The organism is Bauldia sp. (assembly GCF_965232525.1).
GTDB lineage: Bacteria > Pseudomonadota > Alphaproteobacteria > Rhizobiales > Kaistiaceae > Bauldia.
The window spans coordinates 2,449,426-2,470,107 of record NZ_OZ246980.1; the positions used below are offsets into that span (position 1 = coordinate 2,449,426).

The 20,682-nt window shown below is 62.3% G+C and carries 17 protein-coding genes; 7 read left to right on the forward strand and 10 right to left on the reverse strand.

Annotated elements, in window-relative coordinates; genetic code table 11:
• The first annotated feature begins 67 nt into the window (after positions 1–67).
• Positions 68–1,126, forward strand: coding sequence for an NAD(P)/FAD-dependent oxidoreductase (locus ACO076_RS11590; RefSeq protein WP_421722989.1), 1,059 nt, complete (start codon positions 68–70; stop codon positions 1,124–1,126).
• A 16-nt stretch (positions 1,127–1,142) separates the two neighbouring features.
• On the opposite strand, the gene ACO076_RS11595 is transcribed toward ACO076_RS11590, so the two are convergent.
• Together ACO076_RS11595 and ACO076_RS11600 are read right to left on the reverse strand one after the other, a co-directional pair.
• Entirely contained in the window at positions 1,143–1,568 is a 426-nt protein-coding gene (locus ACO076_RS11595) for a hypothetical protein (RefSeq protein ID WP_421722990.1), read from the reverse strand.
• A gap of 80 nt (positions 1,569–1,648) precedes the next feature.
• Entirely contained in the window at positions 1,649–3,940 is a 2,292-nt protein-coding gene (locus ACO076_RS11600) for an efflux RND transporter permease subunit (RefSeq protein WP_421722991.1), read from the reverse strand.
• Between the two features lie 223 nt (positions 3,941–4,163).
• Here ACO076_RS11600 and ACO076_RS11605 point away from each other — a divergent pair, with 223 nt between their 5' ends.
• Entirely contained in the window at positions 4,164–4,664 is a 501-nt protein-coding gene (locus ACO076_RS11605) for a cupin domain-containing protein (RefSeq protein WP_421722992.1), read from the forward strand.
• A gap of 153 nt (positions 4,665–4,817) precedes the next feature.
• Here ACO076_RS11605 and ACO076_RS11610 read toward each other — a convergent pair whose 3' ends face one another.
• The 6 genes from ACO076_RS11610 to ACO076_RS11635 form a co-directional block, all read right to left on the reverse strand.
• Entirely contained in the window at positions 4,818–5,855 is a 1,038-nt protein-coding gene (locus ACO076_RS11610; RefSeq protein WP_421722993.1) for a YcjF family protein, read from the reverse strand.
• The gene (locus tag ACO076_RS11615) at positions 5,852–7,300 is read right to left on the reverse strand and encodes a YcjX family protein (protein WP_421722994.1); all 1,449 of its coding nucleotides are present in this window, start codon (positions 7,298–7,300) and stop codon (positions 5,852–5,854) included. Before ACO076_RS11615 ends, ACO076_RS11610 begins: the two co-directional genes overlap by 4 nt.
• Before the next feature lie 92 nt (positions 7,301–7,392).
• Positions 7,393–7,911, reverse strand: a complete 519-nt coding sequence (locus tag ACO076_RS11620; protein ID WP_421722995.1) for a SixA phosphatase family protein — start codon at positions 7,909–7,911, stop codon at positions 7,393–7,395.
• A gap of 106 nt (positions 7,912–8,017) precedes the next feature.
• Complete coding sequence (locus ACO076_RS11625) at positions 8,018–8,473, reverse strand: BA14K family protein (RefSeq protein WP_421722996.1); 456 nt, start codon at positions 8,471–8,473, stop codon at positions 8,018–8,020.
• Positions 8,474–8,631: 158 nt separating this feature from the next.
• Positions 8,632–9,060, reverse strand: a complete 429-nt coding sequence (dksA, locus tag ACO076_RS11630) for an RNA polymerase-binding protein DksA (protein WP_421726724.1) — start codon at positions 9,058–9,060, stop codon at positions 8,632–8,634.
• A 137-nt stretch (positions 9,061–9,197) separates the two neighbouring features.
• On the reverse strand, positions 9,198–10,094 hold the full coding sequence (locus ACO076_RS11635) for a flagellar biosynthetic protein FliO (protein ID WP_421722997.1): 897 nt from the start codon (positions 10,092–10,094) through the stop codon (positions 9,198–9,200).
• A gap of 229 nt (positions 10,095–10,323) precedes the next feature.
• On the opposite strand from ACO076_RS11635, the gene cckA reads away from it, so the two are divergent.
• Together cckA and ACO076_RS11645 are read left to right on the forward strand one after the other, a co-directional pair.
• Positions 10,324–12,861, forward strand: a complete 2,538-nt coding sequence (cckA, locus tag ACO076_RS11640; protein ID WP_421722998.1) for a cell cycle histidine kinase CckA — start codon at positions 10,324–10,326, stop codon at positions 12,859–12,861.
• Positions 12,862–13,082: 221 nt separating this feature from the next.
• The gene (locus ACO076_RS11645; RefSeq protein WP_421722999.1) at positions 13,083–14,216 is read left to right on the forward strand and encodes a sulfotransferase family protein; all 1,134 of its coding nucleotides are present in this window, start codon (positions 13,083–13,085) and stop codon (positions 14,214–14,216) included.
• Between the two features lie 22 nt (positions 14,217–14,238).
• Here the strand turns inward: ACO076_RS11645 and ACO076_RS11650 are convergent, their stop codons facing one another.
• Entirely contained in the window at positions 14,239–15,159 is a 921-nt protein-coding gene (locus tag ACO076_RS11650) for a pseudouridine-5'-phosphate glycosidase (RefSeq protein ID WP_421723000.1), read from the reverse strand.
• On the reverse strand, positions 15,156–16,226 hold the full coding sequence (locus tag ACO076_RS11655) for a carbohydrate kinase family protein (protein ID WP_421723001.1): 1,071 nt from the start codon (positions 16,224–16,226) through the stop codon (positions 15,156–15,158). Before ACO076_RS11655 ends, ACO076_RS11650 begins: the two co-directional genes overlap by 4 nt.
• Positions 16,227–16,277: 51 nt before the next feature.
• Between ACO076_RS11655 and recA the strand changes: the two genes are divergently transcribed.
• From recA to alaS, 3 genes are all read left to right on the forward strand, one after another.
• The gene (gene recA / locus ACO076_RS11660; protein WP_421723002.1) at positions 16,278–17,363 is read left to right on the forward strand and encodes a recombinase RecA; all 1,086 of its coding nucleotides are present in this window, start codon (positions 16,278–16,280) and stop codon (positions 17,361–17,363) included.
• 38 nt (positions 17,364–17,401) lie between these two features.
• Positions 17,402–17,845, forward strand: a complete 444-nt coding sequence (locus ACO076_RS11665) for a VOC family protein (protein WP_421723003.1) — start codon at positions 17,402–17,404, stop codon at positions 17,843–17,845.
• 157 nt (positions 17,846–18,002) lie between these two features.
• Positions 18,003–20,672: an alanine--tRNA ligase gene (gene alaS / locus ACO076_RS11670; RefSeq protein WP_421723004.1), complete on the forward strand. Its 2,670-nt coding sequence runs from the start codon at positions 18,003–18,005 to the stop codon at positions 20,670–20,672.
• Positions 20,673–20,682: the final 10 nt, after the last annotated feature.

Consider the following 20,682-nt stretch of genomic DNA (forward strand, 5'->3'; position numbering starts at 1 on the left):
AAACTTGCTTTGCTCCGTTGGTTTGAGCGGATAAGTCTGCACAAATCCTGTTGACGCGAGTCCAAACATGAACGACTTGACGATGAATGCAGTCGAGGCCACCGAGGTCATCGAGAAAGACGTGGTGATCGTCGGCGCGGGACCGGTCGGTCTGTTCGCGGTTTTCGAACTGGGTCTGCTCGACATCGGCGCCGCGCTGATCGACATCCTAGACAAACCCGGCGGTCAGTGCGCAGAGCTCTATCCGGAAAAGCCGATCTACGACATTCCGGGCTACCCGGTTGTCACGGGCGACGGTTTGGTGGAGAAGTTGCTCGAGCAGATCAAGCCGTTCAATCCGACGTTTCATCTGAGCCGGATGGTCGAGACTTTAGTCCGTCAACCCGACGGACGGTTCAAGCTGACAACGGACGCTGGTGACACGTTCATAGCTAAGGTCGTGGTCATCGCTGCGGGCGGCGGTTCTTTTCAGCCGAAGCGGCCGCCGGTCCCCGGCATCGAGGCCTACGAGGGAACCTCCGTGCGCTACGCGGTGAGACGCATGGAGGACTTCCGCGACCATGACATCCTGATCGTCGGTGGGGGCGATTCTGCTCTCGACTGGACACTCAATCTGCAGCCGCTGGCAAAGAGCCTCACCCTTGTCCACCGTCGCGAAGAATTCCGCGCCGCTCCCGACAGCGTCAACAAGATGCGTGCGCTGCTGGATGGCGGAAAGATCGACTTTCAGATTGGGCAAGTCAGCGGGCTGTCAGGGAACGACGGACAACTCACCGCAGCAACGGTGAAGGCCAAGGATGGCAGCCAGAGTGATATCGCCTGCACGCGCATGCTTCCCTTCTTCGGACTCACCATGAAACTGGGGCCGGTTGCGGAGTGGGGGTTGAACCTTGAAGAGAACCTGATCCCCGTCGATACCGAGAAGTTCGAGACGTCCGAGCCAGGAATCTTCGCGATCGGTGATATCAACACCTATCCCGGAAAGCTCAAACTGATCCTCTGTGGGTTCCACGAAGCGGCGCTGATGTCGCAAGCAGCCGCTCGGATCGTCGATCCCGACAAGCGGATCGTTTTCCAGTACACGACGTCGTCGTCGTCGCTGCAGAAAAAGCTGGGCGTGATCTGAGGATCGCAATTGCGGGCTACTGCCGCTCGAATGTGATGTCGCTCGCGACGAATTCGGTGTTGGTCTTGGGATCGACGGCATCGGATACAAGGCGGTAGCGGCCGTCACCCACCACCAGCCGGAGGGTAGCCGTGCCGGGCTGTTTGGTGCGACGATCGACGAACGAGGCTGTCATCGTGATCTGATCTCCGGAGGCGGTTCCGGAGATCGTGGCCGGCCCTCTGGTAGACAAGGACTCCAGCGAGCCGGTGAAACCCCCCGAGCCGTTGGATTCGAAGGTGCCCGACACACGCCCGGAATTCGTGGCCACGGCGCACCGGCCTTTCTGATTCAGAACGGAGCCACCGCCCTCGAGACTGTTGGTGATCTTGCAGTACACCAACTCGGCCTCAGCGCTCGGACTGGACTTGAACGTACCCCGTCCGATCCAGTCTCCGGCCATTCGGGCGAGCAAAGGATCCTCGGCAGCGGATGCCGACGAGGGTACGACGGCATAGGTCAGCCCCAGAACGAACGCGGCGATCAGGCGCTGACCGGCTCGTCCTGGCGGGCAGTCTCTACGGGCTTGGGTTTGGTCTCGAACCATGAGCGGGCAACTCCGGCCATCAGCGCCGGCAGGACCAGGAGATCGGCCACCAGCGCGGCTGCAAGGGTAACGCCGGCCAATTGGCCGAACAATATGATCGTCGGCATTTCGCTGACGAGTGTGGTCGACAGACCAGCAATGATGATCGCTGTGGTGCCGACCAGAACCGGACCGATATGACGTGACGTGTCGATCAGCCGTTCGCGTAGATCAGTGACGGCCGCCGTGATCCGGAAACGGTTCAGGTAGTGAATGGTGTCGTCGACGGCAATACCGTAGGCGACCGTCAGCGAGAGCACACTGGTGAACTGCATCCCGCGATCCAGAATGAAAAGCAGTGCACCGGTAGCAAAAATCGGCATCGCGTTCGGCAATGCGGCAACCACGCCAACCCGCCAGTTTCGGAACGCGAGACTGATAGCGCAGATCCCGGCCACGATCGCCAGTGTCAGACTCCAGAATAGGTTGTTGATGGTCCGATTGCTTTCAACCGCCGTCAGGACGGTCACACCGGTCACGACGACGTCGGGTCCTCCGGCCTGACGCGCGGCCCGTTCGATCTCGCCGATCAACGGTTCCGCTTCCTGAGTTGTCATTTCGTGAATGCTGGTGGTGATCAAAGAACCGCTGTTGCCAACAAACCGGGAGGCGGCGTTTTCCGACAAACCGTCTGTCAGTTCCGTCAATCGCGCCGACGCCTGGTCGGTATCGCCGCCAAGCCACTGCGCAACGCTCCATAATGATAGCGGGCGATCCGCGCCTTGCACCGCGTCAACGGCTTCATGGACCAAGCGAATCTTTTCGAGCGCCTCGGGCGATGTCGGTTCCATCGCTGCCAGCGGAACGACGATCTGGATCGGGAAAGCCCCGTCAAAAAGTTTGTCGATGCGGCCGAGGGCCGCGTTGGTAGGATTGTTGGCCGGCAGGTGTTCTCGGATGGAATGTTGCGGCGGGACCGAGAAGTGCATCGCGGCGAGTGTAGCGAAAAGCAGGACTGCGGCCACGGCAATCCGGTTGGCATGGTCGACCGCGAAACGCCCCACGCGCGCGCTCGGTTCTCGAAGGCGGGCAATCGGGCTCGGCCCTCGACTGGCGGAGGGCTTCCAGAAGCGGCCGATCGACATCGCCAGCAGCGTATGCACCGAAAGAACCATCATTCCACCGGCGATGGCACCCGCGGCTCCAATCATCGCAAACGTGCTGACGATCTCAACGTCCGATAGCGTGAGCGACAAGAACGCCAGAGCGGTGGTGATCGCGGTCAGCATGCAGGCCGGCCCGACCTCACGCTGCGCGTTAAGTTCCGCTTCAACGGCACCGGCGCCCTCGGTTCGTCGTCGTCGCCAAGCGTGTGTCAGATGCATGCCGTCGGCGTAGCCCAGCACCATGATCAGCGCCGGCACGACATTTGACATGACGGTCATCGGGGTTCCGATCAGCCCGATCATGCCGATTACCGTTCCGCCCGCCATCACGGCTGGGACGGCGGTGATGATCGCCGCGATGAGCGACCGAAAGACGATCAGGCTCATGACGACGCCGACGATCACACCGGCGATATTGAGCGCGATCTGATCGCGGATAAGCACGTCGACGATATCGAGGCGCAGCGTCGGGAATCCGCTGACTGTCGTTGTCAGCCCTGTGTCCGCGAACAGCGAGTCGACGATGTCGGTGATGTCGATCCGCATCTGGCGGGTCGTGGATAGCGGTGCCTTTTCCTCCGCCGGTGTCAGGACGAAGATCATAGCCGTGCCGTCGTTCGACAGCAGTTTGTTCCCATAGAAGGGATGGGCGCGGATTTCCTCACTCAGAGTGGGCGTGAGACCGGCGTCGACATCGGAGATGACGAGCGCTGCGTCACCATTCTCGTCCGGTGTCTTGCGTAGCGCGAACGCGGAAGTGACGCTGGCGACGCCGTCGACGAATTGGAGCTCGAACTGGAAGTCGCGCAGTTTCGCGAACGTTGTCGGTTCGCCTAAATCGTCGCCTTCGACCAGGATGAGGATTTCGTTTTCCGGATCGATGAACTCTTCGACTGTCCGCGCGTAGTCCGCGTATGTGGACCGATCTCCGGCGAAAGTCCCGCGCAAGTTCTGGTCGAACGTCAACTGCGTCGCCCCGAATGCGGCGACCGCGAGGATGCACAGAACGACGGCAGCCGACACCCGCGGCCAGCGGAAGATCGGATCGACAACGCGATCGAGGCCGAAAGCGAGTGAGCGCATGCGGTTCGTCAGTCCGCGCGATTGACGGTGACGACGGGGATGATGAGTGCGAGCTTGACGGTCCGCCGTACTCGGTCAGGCCAAACGGCTTGCATAGTTTCCTTCAGCCTCAGGCGACGCCACCCCTCGCGCCGGCGAGTTTTGACGGGCCGATGAGCCACTGTCAAACTCTGATCACCTATTGTGGGGAATGATTGGCGGAAAATCGTGGAGGGAGCGCGCCATGGAAACCCGATCAGTTCTTTTTGCCGACGATGGCGACATTCCGAACAGTCGTTTTCCTCTGATTGTCTATCCCCGCGCCGTCGATCCTTCGGATGGTGCGGCGGCGGTAGCGTTTGAGACCCTCTTTGCCCGCAACGGATGGGGAAACAGCTGGCGAAACGGCATCTTTCCGTTCCATCACTACCATTCGAACGCTCACGAAGTGTTGGGAATCGCAGCCGGTTCGGCCGAAGTTCGCTTTGGCGGCGAGAACGGCGAGACCGTTGCGGTGGAGGCGGGCGATGCCGTGCTAATCCCCGCAGGTGTTGGCCACAAGCGCCTTTCCGCGTCTCCAGACCTGCTGGTGGTTGGCGCTTACCCGGCCAGTCAACATGCTGATCTGATGCGTGAAGGGGCGGAGGACACCGACGGTATCCGCCGCCGAATCGCCGGCGTTGTCCTTCCCGAAAACGACCCGGTTGGCGGACCGACCGGGCCGACGGCGACGTTGTGGGTCTAGGCAAGCACTCTCTGGTGGACGTCAACGCTCGAATTGCAGTGGAGCGCTGAACCAGTGCGCGACATCGCCTTGCGTCTCAACTGCTACCTCACCGCCGAACGCCCACGCGGCTTTGTCGATGTCGATGTCTGAGGCTTTAGGCTTTTGTAGTCTCTATTTCGGCGCCTGCGAGTCGTCGCCCTCGTCGCTGTTGACCTTCCGCAGTTCCGCCATGACATCCGCCAGTCGCGGAGGACGGCCATTGATGAACGGTAGCGGACGACAGACTTCGATCGCGGCGATGCCCACCCGGGCGGTCAGCAGACCGTTGACGATGCCCTCGCCGAGCCTAGCGGACAGGCGCGCGGCGATCCCATGGCCAAGCAGTTGTTGGACAAGTGAGTCACCCGCGGCCATTCCCCCGGTTACCGCGAGATGTGCCGCGACACTTCGCGTCAGGCGCCAGAAGCCCAGCGTACCGGGTCGGCCGTCGTAGAGCGCCGCTAGTTCGCGGATCAACCTCAGAATCTGGATAACAACGAACAGCAGGTCGACGACCGCTCGGGGCGAGATGGCAGTGACCACGGCGACCCGCTTTGCAGCATTCATCACCAGGCGTCGCGCGGTGTCGTCCAGAGGCAGGACCAGTTCTCGCTCGGCCAGCCCGACCAAGTCGCGGCCGTCAATGATCTCGCGCGCATGTCCGGCAAGGGCTGCGCGGCCCCGCGCCGTTTCAGGCCGCCTGGCATAGAACTCGCTGACTTCTGTCACCAACGCCCGCGCGGCTTCGCGATCGTCGCTCTCGAGAACGGCCCGTGCCTGATCGTGGACCTCGGTGACTTTGCGAATGCGGAGGATGCCACGAACCTCGCGGACGGTTATTCCGACGACTGCGATGATGCCAATGGCAGCAAGTGCAAACCCCAGCCAGCCGAGCGCCTCGCTGCGGGCGAACATGTCGCGAATGAGGGAATCGACAGCCAGCCCGATCGCGAGCGTGGCCAGAGCGCCGGCGGCGGTCCAGAACATCTGGGCCCAGCGAAAACCTCGCTTTGGCAAAGGTTGCCGATCCGCGTCTTCCTCGGTTTCCTGGAAGGGATCGACTTCGGGCGTCAGAACCGGCGGCGCTCCCACGCCGGGCACATAGTCTCCCTCGACGACGTTCAGGTCGTCCAGGTCGAACACCGTCGGTCGCCGGGGCTCCTTGCTCATTGCAGGCGGTCTCCAATGAGAAACTCGAGCGCTCGATCCAGACGGATGTGCGGGAGGGAAAGCGTCAATCCTTCGGCTGTGCGCTCCAGTTGCGGCGGCCGGAACCGGGCGAACCGCAACGGCGGCGATCCCGGGCCACTCTTCTGGAACACCGGCTCCGGCTGTTCGGGTAGATCGCCTGGAAAGATCGCGACTTCCTCGCTGCCATCGAACGTTCGGCCGCCGACCGTCTCTCCCGGGAGCGGGACACCGATAATGGAAGGCAAACGTCTGCCGCGGTGTGTGACGGTCCCCTCGCGGGTGGCGCGGACGGAAGCCAGCGCGATCACGTCCACCGTTGCGCCCGCGAATCGGGCGCGTTCAATCGCGCGATCCACAAGGCGCGAGAGGATCGCTTCGAGCCGATCGTGATCTCCATGATGCAGGTGGTCGGCCTTGGTCGCTGCAAACAGAATCCGATCGATCCGCCGAGTGACCAGACCGCTCAGCCAGCCCGTTCGCCCGAGTCGAAACGCGGCGAGGACGTCTGCAAGCGCTGCTTCCAATTCACCGACGGCATCGGGCCCGGCGTTCAGGGCTTCCAGTGCATCGACCAGCACGATTTGCCGGTCCAGGCGGGCAAAGTGGTCGCGGAAGAAAGGTCGGACGACGGCGGTTTTGTAACTCTCATACCGGCGCGCCATCATCGCCGCGAGTGAGCCTGGCGCGATCTCATCGTTGATTTCGAGTGGCGAGAAGGTGAGGGCCGGGGAACCCTCCAGATCGCCTGGCATCAGGAATCGGCCGGGCGGCAGGATCGAGAGGCTCGAGCCCTGGACCCTGGTGGCGCGGAGGTAGTGGGTGAACGCTTCTGCGAGCCTTCGGGCAATCGTCTCGTCCTCTGGCGCTTTTGCGTCGGCGGTGGCAATCTCCGTCAGCCACGGACTGGCAAGCCCGACCCGTGTGGCTTGCTTTGCCGCCTCGATCGATTCTCGTGACCAAGTGGCGTAGTCCTTTGCCAATAGCGGCAAGTCCAGGAGCCATTCGCCCGGATAGTCGACGATATCGATGTGAATGCGTCCGCGACCGAGTGCGCGGGCAAGCGTTGACGCGGACTCGAATTGAACCGTGAGGCGAAGTTCACTGATCTGCCGGGTCGACTCCGGCCAAACGCGATCATCGACCAGCGCGGCAACATGGCTTTCGTAGTCGAAACGGGGAACGGCGTCGTCGGGCTGGGGGGCCAGCTGAGCGCCAAATACGCGCCCTCCGGCGTATGCCTTGAAAAGCGGCAGGCGGCCGCCATGGATGAGGTTATGGACGAGTGCCGAAATGAACACCGTCTTGCCGGCGCGGGCGAGGCCGGTGACGCCTAGTCGGACCGAGGGCGCGGTAATACCAAGCGTGCGCTCCGCGAGTGTCGTGACGGCTAGCCGCGTTTCGTCGGTGATTGTGGTAAGTTGCAAAGGTCAGGGCCACTCCCGCATCCGCAGCGCTCGCGCCGATGTAGGCACGATTCGGAGTATCGGAACCCCAAACCGTGCCGGCATAGGGAACGCTATCTTCTGTCGGTCAGGTCCCGAGGTCTGAAAAACGCGGTGAGACGGCCGCTGCCTGGTTCCAAGTCTGCCCAAGATTCGAGCAGAACCTCGAGGACCGCAAGAGCACCAGTGGGATATTTCAGCGAGATGTCCGACCGAACCACCCGTTCGCCGTTATCGTCCAGAATCAGTGCCAACGCTTGGATCGTCGGGTTGTGCCCGATCACCATCAGCGGGTCGGCGTGCCCGCCATGCTGGCGTATCTGCTCCACATAGTCGCCGGTGCTTGAGTCGTACAGCCCATCGAGGGTCATGCAGGCATCTGCACCAAGGTAAGGTTGCAGCGCTGCAAGGGTATCCCGGGTTCGTCGAGCCGGCGAGCAAAGCACCCGTTCCGGCAATAGGCCCTCATCAACGACAAGATCAGCCATGACCCGTGCCGCACGCTCGCCGCGCTCCGACAGCGGTCGCTCAATATCCTCAAGCGATGGATCATCCCAAGCGGATTTGGCGTGTCGAAGCAAGAGCAGGCGCACAGGTCAGCAGGCTTTCGTCGATGCTGAGACGTCGGCGGCATCAACAGCAAACGCGCCCGCGGATCCCACGGGCGCGTTTCGCATTTGGAAGACCGTGACTGGCGGTCTACGGAATTTTGCAGAGGTGATAGTCGCCGTCATAGCCGAGGTAGTACCCGGTGTTCCAGTTGAACGACTTGTACTTCTGCGAGCACATCTGCTTCCAAGCGTTCGAGCCAACCGGTGGTGCACCGACCGGCTGAGCGTAGTTCGCCTTGTTTGCGACACACTCGGCATAGGCTTGGTTATACGCGCGATTCCGGGTCGCGGCACCAAGGGCACCGCCACCGACCGCGCCTGCGATCGCGCCGGTTGTCACGCCCTTCTTTTTCTTCCCGAGAATACCGCCAAGAACGGCACCACCGATACCGCCGACGGCCGCGCCGCCGACGATGTTGCCGCCGGTCGCGTCGCGCGCGTAGTCTTTGGCGTACGCGTCGCAGTAGGGGTCTTTCGCGGATGCGCTGGTCACGCCAAGGCCGAGCAGACCGGCGATGGCGATGGTTGCAACGATGCTCTTCATGCGTTGGCTCCTTCGAATGTCACGGCGCCGAGGGAATCAAACCTGTGCGCCCGATACTCCAGCCACCCTCATGAGGCGGATACATGGCGCATCCGAGAATCCAGCGCAAGTGAAACAATCACACTCGCGATGTGTTGAACGTCACAGCAGTGTTCGGTTCAGTCGTCGCGATACACGCGTTCACGCCGCTCGTGTCGTTCCTGCGCTTCGATCGACAGTGTGGCTATCGGCCGGGCGTCAAGCCGCTTGAGGCTGATCGGCTCGCCGGTTTCCTCGCAGTAACCGTAGGTACCGTCGTCGATCCTTTGCAGTGCGGCATCGATCTTGGCGATCAGCTTGCGCTGGCGGTCACGCGCCCGCAACTCAATGGCGCGATCGGTTTCAGACGATGCACGGTCGGCAAGATCCGGGTGGTTCTGGCTTTCTTCCTGGAGATGCAGCAGCGTATCGCGGGCTTCCCTCAGAATTTCTTCCTTCCAACGTTGCAACTTGTCACGGAAGTACTCACGTTGGCGCTCGTTCATGAACGGTTCGGAGGCGGTCGGCCGATACGCTCGCGTCCGGGAACGAGTGGTCGTCTGCGGCATGTAGAACCTCTGACTCGTGGGCGACGCGCGCGGAATATAGCGACGGCACCAAAGGCGGACAATAACCGCTTCAAGACCTTTTGATGACGTTCCGACGATGCGCAAAACGCTCGTCGTATCAACGCGGTGGTGGTCAATCAGCCTCGTTCGGGCGGCTCGTTCGGGGAGATCTGACCGAGCAGTCGAGCCATGTCTTTTTCGAGATTGGGTTCCGATGATTCGGTAGCGTCGGCCGGCGACGGCTCGCTCGGCGGCGGCCGAATCGGCTCTTCGCCTCCGGCCCTCTGTGCGGGGGGCTTGGCCGCGTCCGGCCTGGGTGTAAAGCCGCTTTCCGAAGAAGCCGGAATGGGGCCGCCGGGCGCGAAAGGCGACGTGTCTTCCTTGTATCGCTCAGCGGGCGGCTCTGCTTCGGTGATGGTTACCGCGTCGGTTGATCGGGGCGCTTCATCAGAGTCCGCAGCCGCAAGCGCTGCCTGAAGCGAGCTCTCCGGTTGCCGTTCCGCCGCTGCTGCTGCCTCCGGGCGCGTCGGATCTGTTGGCGCCGGAGGCTGTCGTGTCGGCAGCGCCTTGCGCCGTTTGGCTCGCTGGTCGCCGCGTGTGGCAGCTTCGCTTCGTGCCGACGCCTTGTCGGCACGCAACGACCGAAGGCGCGCCGCGGCATAGGCCGCTGGAGGCGGTGGCGCCGGCTGTGGTGGTGAGGTCGCTGCCGTTGCCGGTTGTCCCCGCCCTGCAGCCGGTCGGCTTTGTGCGGGGCGGGTGCGGCTTATGTTCGGCTCGACGACGAGATCGCTGGGTCCGCCAACAAGAAGCAAATGCTCGACGTTGTCGCGACGGACCAGAACGAGGTGCCGCTTCGAGTCGAGCGTCAGCGACTCAACAACGGCAAGACGCGGTCCGCGCGCTGATCGTGTTCCTTCCAAGGGCGGGCGGCGAAGGAACCAGATAGCAAGCCCGACGAGGCCAAAAAAAACGACGAAACTCAGGAAGACAAACAACAAATTTCCACCGAAAAACGAGCTGAGAAAGTTGCCCATCGCGCGTCTCCTGACGGTGCCGCCATCGACAACTTGCCCATTAGCCGCGCGGCCGGCACATTCGTCGGCAGCGAATCGCCGAATTCGTCAGTCTTTTCAAGCTATGGCGGGTATTGCAAGGGTTGGCACTGAGAGAAAAGAGCACCGGGAAGGCACGGGCTCTGATGCGACCCGGGAGCCGGGTCGTCGCGCGGACTAGAGAGGCGATCGACCCGACATGAACGAACGGATGAACGAAGCCGTTCGCGATCACTTGGCAACGGCTCGGTCAAACGGCATTTCCGCCACCGGCCGATTCGTTGTCGTTGCCTTTGGCCTGGCCGGTGTGGCGATCGGTTTCCTGCTCATTGGGCCTGATCGCACAGAGCCCCTTATGCTGGGGCTGTTGGGTCTGCTTGCAGTCGTCGGGGTTGCGGCAATGCTGGCCGCGGCCTTTGGTCTGATCCGCTTCGTCGGTCGTGGCCGTGAGCAGAATGTCGGACAAGCCGTTCTTGACGCGATGATCGATGGCATTGTCATCACCGATCGTAGCGGTCGGCTGACGTATGCGAACCCGGCGTATGCGGCTCTGATCGGCGTGGAGGATATTGCGGATGTTCGCGCTGTTGATCGTGTCTTTGCGGCCGACGCGGGCGCTGCCGAAGCGGTTTATCGCATTGCTCAGCAGCTTCGCGATGGCCGCCCCGGTCGGGAAGAGATTCGGCTGCCCGCCGCGTTGGACGGCGCATTGCGCGAGAGCGGTGTGGCCCGCTGGTACCGGATAGAGGCGCGGCCGCTTGGGGACGGACCATCGCAATCCGGAGAGGCGATCTGGACCGTGGTCGATATCTCTGGCGAGCGTGATCGTCAGGAAACTGTCTTTCAGGAATTGCAGCACGCGATCGACTATCTTGACCATGCTCCGGTCGGCTTCTTCTCTGCCGAGCCGGACGGACGGATCGTCTATATCAATGCCACCCTCGCCGGCTGGCTTGGAATCGACATCGCCCAATTTGACTCCGGTTCGCTGGCGTTGAACGACATCGTCAGTGGCGAAAGCGCGGCGCTGCTCGCTCAGGCCCGGACGGGCGGCGAAAATGGTCGATCGGAGGTCATCGACCTCGATCTGGTCAGGCAAAACGGCCAGAGCCTACCCGTCCGGCTCCTCCATCGCGTTCCGGTGACCGCGGACGGCGCCCCCGGTGCAACGCGTACGGCCGTTCTCAATCGCGCGCCCGGAGAGGAAACCTCGACGGCGTCGGAGGCGCTTCGAGCATCAGAGGTTCGCTTCGCGCGTTTCTTCAACTCAACACCGATCGCTATCGCCGCGATCGACGAGAACGGTCGAATCGGTCGATCCAACGCGCCGTTTCTCAAGCTTTTCGGGCATGCAATGGATGGAAAAGGCGACCGGCTGGCCGACCTGGTTATTGATGCCGACCGCCCGGTTATCGAGTCGGCGCTGGCATCGGCAAAGAGCGGAATCGCCAGGATTCCTCCAATCGACGCCACGCTCGTCGGTGCCGGCGAGCGGAGCGCGCGGTTTTACGTCAATCCGGTCGATGACGGCGGCGATGGTGAGGAGTCGGCGATCATCAACGCCATCGACATCACGGAGCAGCGCGTCCTTGAGCAGCAGGTCGCGCAAAGTCAGAAGATGGAGACGGTTGGGAAGCTCGCCGGCGGTATCGCCCACGACTTCAACAATGTACTGACCGCGATCATCGGATTCTCGGACCTGCTCCTCGCGAACCATCGGCCGAGCGACCCTTCCTTCCAGGACATTATGAACATCAAGCAGAACGCGAATCGGGCTGCCGGCCTCGTCCGCCAATTGCTTGCCTTTTCCCGTCGGCAGACATTGCGACCGCAGGTTCTTCAGATCAGCGATCTGATTTCCGATATCACTATCCTGCTCAACCGCCTTATCGGTGAAGACGTCAAGCTGGAGGTGCATCACGGTCATGGCCTCTGGCCGATCAAGGCGGACCTCAACCAACTTGAGCAGGTCGTCATCAACCTCGCGGTCAATGGTCGTGACGCGATGCCCGAAGGCGGCTCCATGACCATCCGGACATGCAATGTCCTTGCGTCGGAGGTCGACGCCCTTGGCCATCATCCTCTTCCGGCGGCCGAGTATGTCTTGCTCGAAGTCGAGGACACCGGCACCGGTATGTCGCCCGACGTTCAACGCCGCGTGTTCGAGCCCTTCTTCTCGACCAAAGAGATCGGCAAGGGTACCGGCTTGGGGCTCTCCACGGTCTACGGAATTGTCAAACAAAGTGGCGCATACATCTTCGTCGATAGCGAGGAGGGAAGGGGCACGACGTTCCGCGTCTTCTTCCCGCGTCACGTGCCGACCGAGGAAGAAGAAACGGCTGAGAAGGCCGAGGAAGGCGCCGAAATCGCCGACCTGACCGGCACCGCAACGATCCTCCTCGTCGAGGACGAGGAGGCGGTTCGGGCCTTTGCCGCGCGGGCGCTCGCTTCCCGTGGATACGAGGTTTACGAAGCCTCCTCCGGCGTGGAGGCGCTTGATGTCATGGAGGAGGCGGGTGGGCAGATCGACCTCGTCGTCTCGGACGTGGTGATGCCCGAACTGGACGGTCCGTCGCTCTTGCGCGAGCTGCGACAAACGCGTCCGGAGTTGAAGATCATCTTCGTGTCAGGCTATGCCGAGGACGCGTTCAAAAAGAACCTGCCGGAGGGCGAGGACTTCCGCTTCCTTCCCAAGCCTTTCTCACTGAAGGAACTGGCGGTGGCAGTGAAGGAGACACTGGGGCGCTGACCCATCATCATGACGGACCTGCCGGATCACTGAACGCTACATCGCTAAGGCTCAGTCTTCCCTCTGGTATCGCGATAGTGCCTCCCGCTTTTGTAGTGCCCACTACGGCGATCGCTGGCGTCTCGGCGACGTAGCGACAGCTGGCGCTAGACGCGTCAGGCATGATACCGGACCCAATGCGCCCGTCGGCCCTTGATTAACCGATCTGGAAATACCGCGACTTGAAAAACCCTTTCCGAATTGAGCGGGTTGGCGGCGTCAGCCCCTATGTCTGGTATGGAATGCGGGTTGGCGACTGGTCGCGTTTGCTTGCCGGTGGGCGTTTCGACGTAACACTGAACTGCATGCCGCGCATCGTGGCCGTTAGCGCCATGACGGCGCTGAATTCGGCGATCTACCATACCTCGAAAATCGCTTATCGCCGCCGTGTCGCCAACGTGGACGTCAGGGCCCCCATCTTCATCATCGGCCACTGGCGAACCGGGACGACGTTGCTGCACGAACTGCTCGATTCCGATCCCCGGCTACAGGCGCCGACCACCTACCAATGCATGTTTCCGTCGACGTTCCTGCCGACGCAGGGTTTGGTGGGTCGGTGGACGCGGGGAATGCTGCCGGCGACCCGTCCGTTCGACAATATGGTCTTCGGCCCTGACAAGCCGCAGGAGGACGAGTTTGCGTTGCTCAATGCCGGTCTCGGCACCCCCTACGTCACGCTTGCTTTTCCTCGCCGCGGTCCGGCCGGCCTGCGCTACGTGGACCTCGCCGATCTCGATGACGTGGAGCGCCTGCGGTGGGAGAACGGTTACGAGGAGATTTTGCGGAGGTTCCAACTCGATGACGATCGCCGGCTGGTGCTGAAGTCGCCGGTGCATGCAGGGCGTATTCCGACGCTCCTCAAGCTCTTTCCCGATGCCCGCTTCATTTTCACCGCGCGCGACCCATTCGACATCTTCACGTCGCACGTCCGCACACTGAAGGTGCTCGCCGCCAACCAAGGGCTTCATAATCCCATCCCCGCCGATGATCAGTGGGTCAAGGACTACGTGCTCGAGATGTTCATTCGCTTGTTCGAGGCCTACGAACGCGACCGTGCGCAGATACCGCCGGGTCGCCTGGTCGAGATGCGGTACGAGGACTTCACTGCTGCACCGCTCGAGCGACTGGAGGCGCTTTACCGCGAGTTGGAGCTCGGTGACTTTGCGCCCGCCCGCGCGGCCGTTGTCGCCAATCTCGCCGACCGAAAGGGGTATCGGCGCAACGCCAACCGCATCGACGCACAGGATCGAGCGATCGTTGCCGCTCGATGGGCGAAGTATCGTGACCGCTTCGGATATGCAGAACAGAGCGCGTAAAGCGACCGCAGTTTTCGAGCGGTTAGCTGGCCTGGTCTAGTTCCGAAGCCAGCGCGATCGCGATGTCAGCCGCCAGGCGCGCGTTGTTCTTCACAAGCGCAACATTTGTCGCGAGGCTGCGGCCGTCGGTGCGCTTGAGAATCGCGTCTAGGAGAAACGGGGTGACCGCCTTGCCGGTGACGCCTGCGGCCATGCTGTCGCGATGGGCGGCCTCTATATGATCCGCCATCTCTGTTGCGGGGATTTCGTGCTCCGGCGGGACCGGGTTTGCGACGAGCACTCCGCCGTCCAGTGCGAGATCGCGTCGGGTGCGGGCGAACGCCGCAATCTCCTCCGGGCTGTCCAGGCGGATGGGTGCCTCAAGGCCGCTGTCGCGCGACCAGAAAGCCGGGAACGTTTCGGTGCCGTAGCCGACGACCGGAACGCCGAAGGTTTCCAGCATCTCCAGCGTCTTGGGTAGGTCGAGCAGGGCTTTGGCACCGGCGGCGACGACGATCACGTCCGTCTTGGCGAGTTCGGTGATGTCGGCGGAGATGTCGAAGCTTGCCTCCGCGCCACGATGTACCCCGCCAATCCCACCGGTCGCGAACACGCGGATGCCGGCACGCCCGGCGACGATCATCGTGGCCGCCACGGTCGTCGCGCCCGGTTTACCCGAGATAACGCCGTGGGCGAGGTCGGCCCGCGACAGCTTCAGCGTTTCGTCGGACTGCGCCAACCGTTCCAGTGACGCACGGTCGAGGCCAACTCGGATGACGCCATCAAGGACGGCGATCGCCGCCGGAGTCGCGCCGACATCCCGGATCTCGTCTTCTACGGCGAGCGCGGTTTCCATATTTGTCGGCCACGGCATTCCGTGACTGACAATCGTGGTCTCGAGCGCGACGACTGGGCTACTATTGTCGAGCGCCGCTTTCACCTCATCGGCGATCGCAATGCTCATCGGCTCCGCTCGCTGTTGGCCAAGATCAGACGATCTGCGAGCGCGGCGGCGTTGATTGAAGGCGGCACGGTGGCTTCGTGTTCCATTGTGAGGGCCGCCGCCGCGAGGCCAAACGGTATGGCGTCGAAGAGCGAGCGGCCATCGGCCAGGCCGTGCAGCGTACCAGCGGCAAGCGCATCGCCCGCGCCGTTGACGCTTCGGATCGTGGCTTTAAGCGGTTTGAATGTCCGGACGTCCCCTCCGGAAGCCACCGCCACGGGTTCGCCTGCATCGGTGATGACGACCTCCGGCCCCAGCGCGTGAAGCGCGGCGGCAAGTGTTTCGGCGGTCGAATCAGGGGAGGGCGCCTTAATGCCGAGGAGTACCAACGCTTCGTTCCGATTGGCGAAGATGAGGTCCAGCGACCCCAGGTGAGGCTTGAGTTTGGCCGCTTTGATTGGTGACACGGCGAGAGCGACAACGGTGTGTGTTAGTTCTTTGGCGCGCTCGATCAAAAAAGCGATTGTCTCGTCGATCAGATTGGCGTCGAGGATCCAGGCATCTCCAGGATCTTGCACGTTGGTCGCAATGTCGGCTTGCTCCGGCGTGAACTCGTCAAGAATGCCCATCGCGGCGATGCCGAGGATGAGGCTCCCAGTATGGTCAAGCGCCGCCAAATACGACGCGGTTGACGTCGATGGGGAGACGTCGATGGCTGTCGTGTTGACTCCCGCTGCCTTTGCCGCGTTGACGAGCGTGGTTCCGGCAGCGTCGCGTCCGACCCGTGTGACTAAACGCACGCAGTGACCAAGGCGACCGAGTGTGGTCGCAACGTTGAAGCCGACGCCGCCCGGTGCGGTTTGTGCGACGCCAGGGTTTGAGACGCCCTGCATTGGGGCGGCGTGGGTCGCGCCGACATGATCGACATTCGCTCCACCGATCACCGTGAGTATCTGCACGGCGCCGAAGCGTCCAGTTGCCGCGTTCATCTGCGGTTTCGCCTGCCAACCTTGGGCACGTTCATCGACATGAGATTCTCCCCTTGCCAATGAGAACAAAACAAGTACAATCTGCTTCGGACGCAACACGAGGCATTCGTTTGCCACTCGCAATCGACTGTGAAGCAAGGAGCCCATAGGATGGCGGTCACCAATCTGCGTGTAATCGAGGGGCAAGCAATGGACAAGTCGAAAGCGCTCGATGCGGCGCTCGGCCAGATCGAACGTGCGTTCGGCAAGGGTTCGATCATGCGGCTTGGTCAGGCCGAGACAGCGGTCGAGACGCCGACGGTGCCGACTGGTTCGCTAGGGCTTGATATTGCGCTCGGTATCGGTGGTCTACCCAGGGGGCGGATTGTCGAAATTTATGGACCTGAGTCCTCAGGAAAGACGACGCTGGCGCTTCATGCTGTCGCCGAGGCGCAGCGCGCTGGCGGCATCTGCGCTTTCATTGATGCCGAGCATGCTCTCGATACGGTTTACGCCCGCAAGCTCGGGGTGAATCTTGACGATCTTCTCATTTCTCAGCCAGACACCGGCGAGCAGGCGCTGGAAATCGCCGACACCCTGGTGCGCTCCGGCGCGATTGATGTTCTCGTCATCGATTCGGTCGCCGCGCTGACGCCGCGGGCCGAAATCGAGGGCGAGATGGGCGATCAGCTTCCCGGTCTTCAGGCGCGGCTGATGAGCCAGGCGCTGCGCAAGCTGACCGCATCGATCAACCGATCGCAGACGATGGTTGTCTTCATCAATCAAATCCGCATGAAAATCGGCGTGATGTTTGGCAGCCCGGAGACCACCACCGGCGGCAACGCATTGAAGTTCTATGCCTCGGTTCGTCTCGATATCCGCCGCATTGGTTCGATCAAGGACCGTGACGAGGTGGTCGGCAACCAGACCCGCGTCAAGGTGGTCAAGAACAAGCTGGCGCCGCCGTTCAAGCAGGTCGAGTTCGACATCATGTATGGCGAAGGCATCTCCAAGACCGGCGAACTGATCGATCTCGGGGTCAAAGCGGGAATCGTCGAAAAGTCCGGCGCCTGGTTTTCCTTCGACAGCCAGCGTCTCGGCCAAGGGCGGGAGAATGCCAAGCAGTTCCTGCACGACAACCCGGAGATTGCTCATCAGATCGAGCATTCCGTCCGCGAGGCGGCAGGGTTAGTCGCGGTTCAGCTTCTTGAGGAAATGGAACCGGCCGATGAGGACGATGACGTGGCTGAAGCTTAGCGATCGGTTCCGATCGCCTCGTTGACCCGGAGGAATCCATGGAACAGCGGCTCAGCATGATTACGCTCGGCGTTGGCGATCTGGACCGCGCCCGTCGATTCTATGAAGACGGGCTCGGTTGGCAGCGCGGTAACGACGAGGACGGCATCGCGTTCTATCAGCTTCCCGGCATAATCCTTGGTCTGTGGCCGCGCAGATCGCTTGCCGACGAAATCGGTATTGCCGACGACGGGGCGGCATTCAGCGGCTTGGCGATTGCCTACAACACGCGATCCCGGGATGAAGTCGATCAGGTCCTGAAACAAGCGGAGGGGGCCGGCGCTCGTATTCTGAAACCGGCCTCTGACGTGTTTTGGGGTGGCTATTCGGGCTATTTCGCCGATCCCGACGGTCATCCGTGGGAGGTCGCCTGGAATCCGACCTGGCCAATCGCCCAGGATGGACAGATGCATCTCAAGCCGCCCGAGGAGCCGGCAGGCTAGCGCATTCGGCAAGTTGGCTTGACGCGCGTCGGAAGATTCCGACCTTCCTTGCGCTGAGGGCGGATCGCTTCGTCTGGACAACTTTGTGAACGGGGCTGTAAAACCGCCGACGCGACCATAGCTTAGCGTCGCTCCCAGCAACCCGAGCGTACAGTCCATGCAATCGGTCAACGATATTCGATCCCATTTTCTCGGCTATTTCGAGAAGAACGGGCACACGCTCGTGGCCTCCAGCCCCCTGGTGCCGCGCAACGATCCGACGTTGATGTTCACCAATGCCGGGATGGTCCAGTTCAAGGATTATTTTACTGGTCGTGCTGAACCACCCTATCCGCGGGCTGTCACGTCGCAGAAATGCGTGCGGGCTGGGGGCAAGCACAACGATCTCGACAACGTCGGATACACAGCCCGGCATCTGACGTTCTTTGAGATGCTCGGCAACTTCTCGTTCGGCGATTATTTCAAGGAACACGCGATCGATTTGGCTTGGAACCTGGTCACAGGCGAATTTGGGTTGCCGAAGGATCGGCTGCTGGTCACAGTCTACGCCGAGGACGACCATGCATTCGATCTGTGGAAGACGATTGCCGGTCTGCCGGAAGACAAGATTATCCGCATCGCCACCAGCGATAACTTCTGGGCGATGGGGGACACCGGACCCTGTGGGCCCAGTTCTGAGATCTTCTTCGACCACGGCCCGGCTGTGGCCGGCGGACCGCCGGGAAGCCCGGACGAAGACGGGGACCGTTTTGTCGAGATCTGGAATCTCGTCTTCATGCAGTTCGAGCAACGGGCGACCGACGACCGCATCAATCTTCCTAGGCCGTCGATCGATACCGGCATGGGCCTGGAGCGCATGGCGACCGTGCTGCAGGGGGTCCACAACGTCTACGACACCGATCTGTTCCGGACCCTGATCGGTGCGGCCGAGGACGTTATCGAAGTCGCGGCGACAGAGGCCAACGTCGCCAGCTATCGCGTCATCGCCGACCATCTTCGCGCCACCAGCTTTCTGATCGCCGATGGCGTTCTGCCGTCCAACGAAGGGCGCGGCTATGTCTTGCGCAGGATCATGCGTCGGGCAATGCGCCACGCCCATCTGCTGGGCGCAGATGAACCGGTGATCTTTCGGCTGGTCCCGACGCTGGCAGCCGAGATGGGGCGCGCATTTCCGGAACTCGTTCGCGCCGAGCCGTTGATCCGGGAGACACTGCATCTTGAGGAGACTCGATTCCGGCGCACGCTTGCCCGCGGCCTTTCGCTGCTTGACGAGGCGACAGCCGATCTCGGCGATGGCGAAACGCTGGCGGGCGACGTCGCGTTCAAGCTTTACGATACCTATGGCTTCCCGCTCGATCTCACCGAAGATGCCCTGAAGGCGCGGGGCATCAGCGTGGATGGCGACGGTTTCAACCGGGCCATGGAGCGCCAGAAAGAAGAAGCGCGAGCGAGTTGGGCCGGCTCCGGCGAGGCGCAGACCGAGCCGGTTTGGTTTCGCCTACGCGAAAGCCTCGGCGCGACGGAGTTCCTTGGTTACGGCACCGAGTCCGCTGAGGGTGAAGTGTTGGCACTGGTCCAGGACGGGGAGGGTATCGAGACTGCCGACAGCGGAGCCTCCGTCGCGGTCGTCGTCAATCAGACGCCGTTCTACGCCGAGTCCGGCGGACAGGTCGCCGATACCGGCGTGATCGTCACCGATGGCGGTGGACGGTTCGCGGTCACCGACGTTCAGAAACGAGCCGACGGCCTTTTCGCCCACTACGGCACGGTTGAGGAGGGCGCGATCACGGTCGGTGACCTGGTGCGCCTTTCAGTCGACAGCAACAGGCGCTCGACGATCCGCGCCAATCATTCTGCTACCCATCTGCTTCACGCTGCGCTGCGGACCGTGCTCGGGGGACACGTCGCCCAGAAAGGGTCGCTGGTTGCGCCTGATCGACTGCGGTTTGATTTCTCGCATCCGAAGCCGCTTGATAGCGAGGAGCTCGAAGAGGTCGCTGCGCTGGCAAATGCGGTCGTCATTCAGGATTCACCGGTCGAAACGCGTCTGATGGACCGGGACGCGGCGATCGAATCGGGCGCGATGGCGCTGTTCGGCGAAAAGTACGGGGACGAAGTTCGAGTCGTGTCGATGGGCGAGGTGCCCGGTGGCGTGCCGGATCGGACTTATTCGATTGAGCTTTGCGGTGGGACCCATGTTGGCCGGACCGGCGAGATCGGCCTGATCGCGCTCGCCGGTGAAGGTGCGGTGGCCGCCGGCGTCCGGCGGATCGAGGCCTTGACCGGAGCGGCGGCACGTAAGCACTACGCGGATCAGGAGCGGCGCCTGAAGGCTGTGGCGATGGCGTTGAAAGTACGGCCGGAGGAAGTGGCCGAGCGGGTTCAGGTGCTGGTCGATGAGCGGCGCAACCTGGAACGCGATCTCGCCGATGCCAGACGCGAGCTGGCGATGGGCGGCAGCGCCAACGGGGTTGATCCCGGCATTCGCGACATCGGAACGGTGAAATTCCTCGGCCGGGCGGTGTCCGGCATTGCGCCGCGTGACCTTAAGGGTCTTGCCGATGACGGCAAGACCGCCGTCGGATCGGGTGTCGTCGCCATCGTCGGAATCAATGACGATGGCAAGGCAGGGATCGTCGTTGGCGTGACCGGCGACCTGACTGAACGCCTCAATGCGATCGAACTAGTGCGCCGCGGTGCGGCGGTGTTGGGTGGCAAGGGCGGCGGCGGTCGACCGGACATGGCCCAGGCTGGTGGGCCGGACGGAGCGAAAGCCGACGATGCGATCGCGGCCGTAGCGGCCGCGGTCACCGAGGCGGTCGGATAGCAGCAGAAAC

Excerpts from the sequence above, each read along its gene's own strand:
- ACO076_RS11590 (WP_421722989.1), top strand. The coding sequence starts at position 68 with ATGAACGACTTGACGATGAATGCAGTCGAGGCCACCGAGGTCATCGAG.
- ACO076_RS11595 (WP_421722990.1), bottom strand. The coding sequence starts at position 1,568 with ATGGCCGGAGACTGGATCGGACGGGGTACGTTCAAGTCCAGTCCGAGC.
- ACO076_RS11600 (WP_421722991.1), bottom strand. The coding sequence starts at position 3,940 with ATGCGCTCACTCGCTTTCGGCCTCGATCGCGTTGTCGATCCGATCTTC.
- ACO076_RS11605 (WP_421722992.1), top strand. The coding sequence starts at position 4,164 with ATGGAAACCCGATCAGTTCTTTTTGCCGACGATGGCGACATTCCGAAC.
- ACO076_RS11610 (WP_421722993.1), bottom strand. The coding sequence starts at position 5,855 with ATGAGCAAGGAGCCCCGGCGACCGACGGTGTTCGACCTGGACGACCTG.
- ACO076_RS11625 (WP_421722996.1), bottom strand. The coding sequence starts at position 8,473 with ATGAAGAGCATCGTTGCAACCATCGCCATCGCCGGTCTGCTCGGCCTT.
- dksA (WP_421726724.1), bottom strand. The coding sequence starts at position 9,060 with ATGCCGCAGACGACCACTCGTTCCCGGACGCGAGCGTATCGGCCGACC.
- ACO076_RS11635 (WP_421722997.1), bottom strand. The coding sequence starts at position 10,094 with ATGGGCAACTTTCTCAGCTCGTTTTTCGGTGGAAATTTGTTGTTTGTC.
- cckA (WP_421722998.1), top strand. The coding sequence starts at position 10,324 with ATGAACGAAGCCGTTCGCGATCACTTGGCAACGGCTCGGTCAAACGGC.
- ACO076_RS11650 (WP_421723000.1), bottom strand. The coding sequence starts at position 15,159 with ATGAGCATTGCGATCGCCGATGAGGTGAAAGCGGCGCTCGACAATAGT.
- recA (WP_421723002.1), top strand. The coding sequence starts at position 16,278 with ATGGCGGTCACCAATCTGCGTGTAATCGAGGGGCAAGCAATGGACAAG.
- ACO076_RS11665 (WP_421723003.1), top strand. The coding sequence starts at position 17,402 with ATGGAACAGCGGCTCAGCATGATTACGCTCGGCGTTGGCGATCTGGAC.
- alaS (WP_421723004.1), top strand. The coding sequence starts at position 18,003 with ATGCAATCGGTCAACGATATTCGATCCCATTTTCTCGGCTATTTCGAG.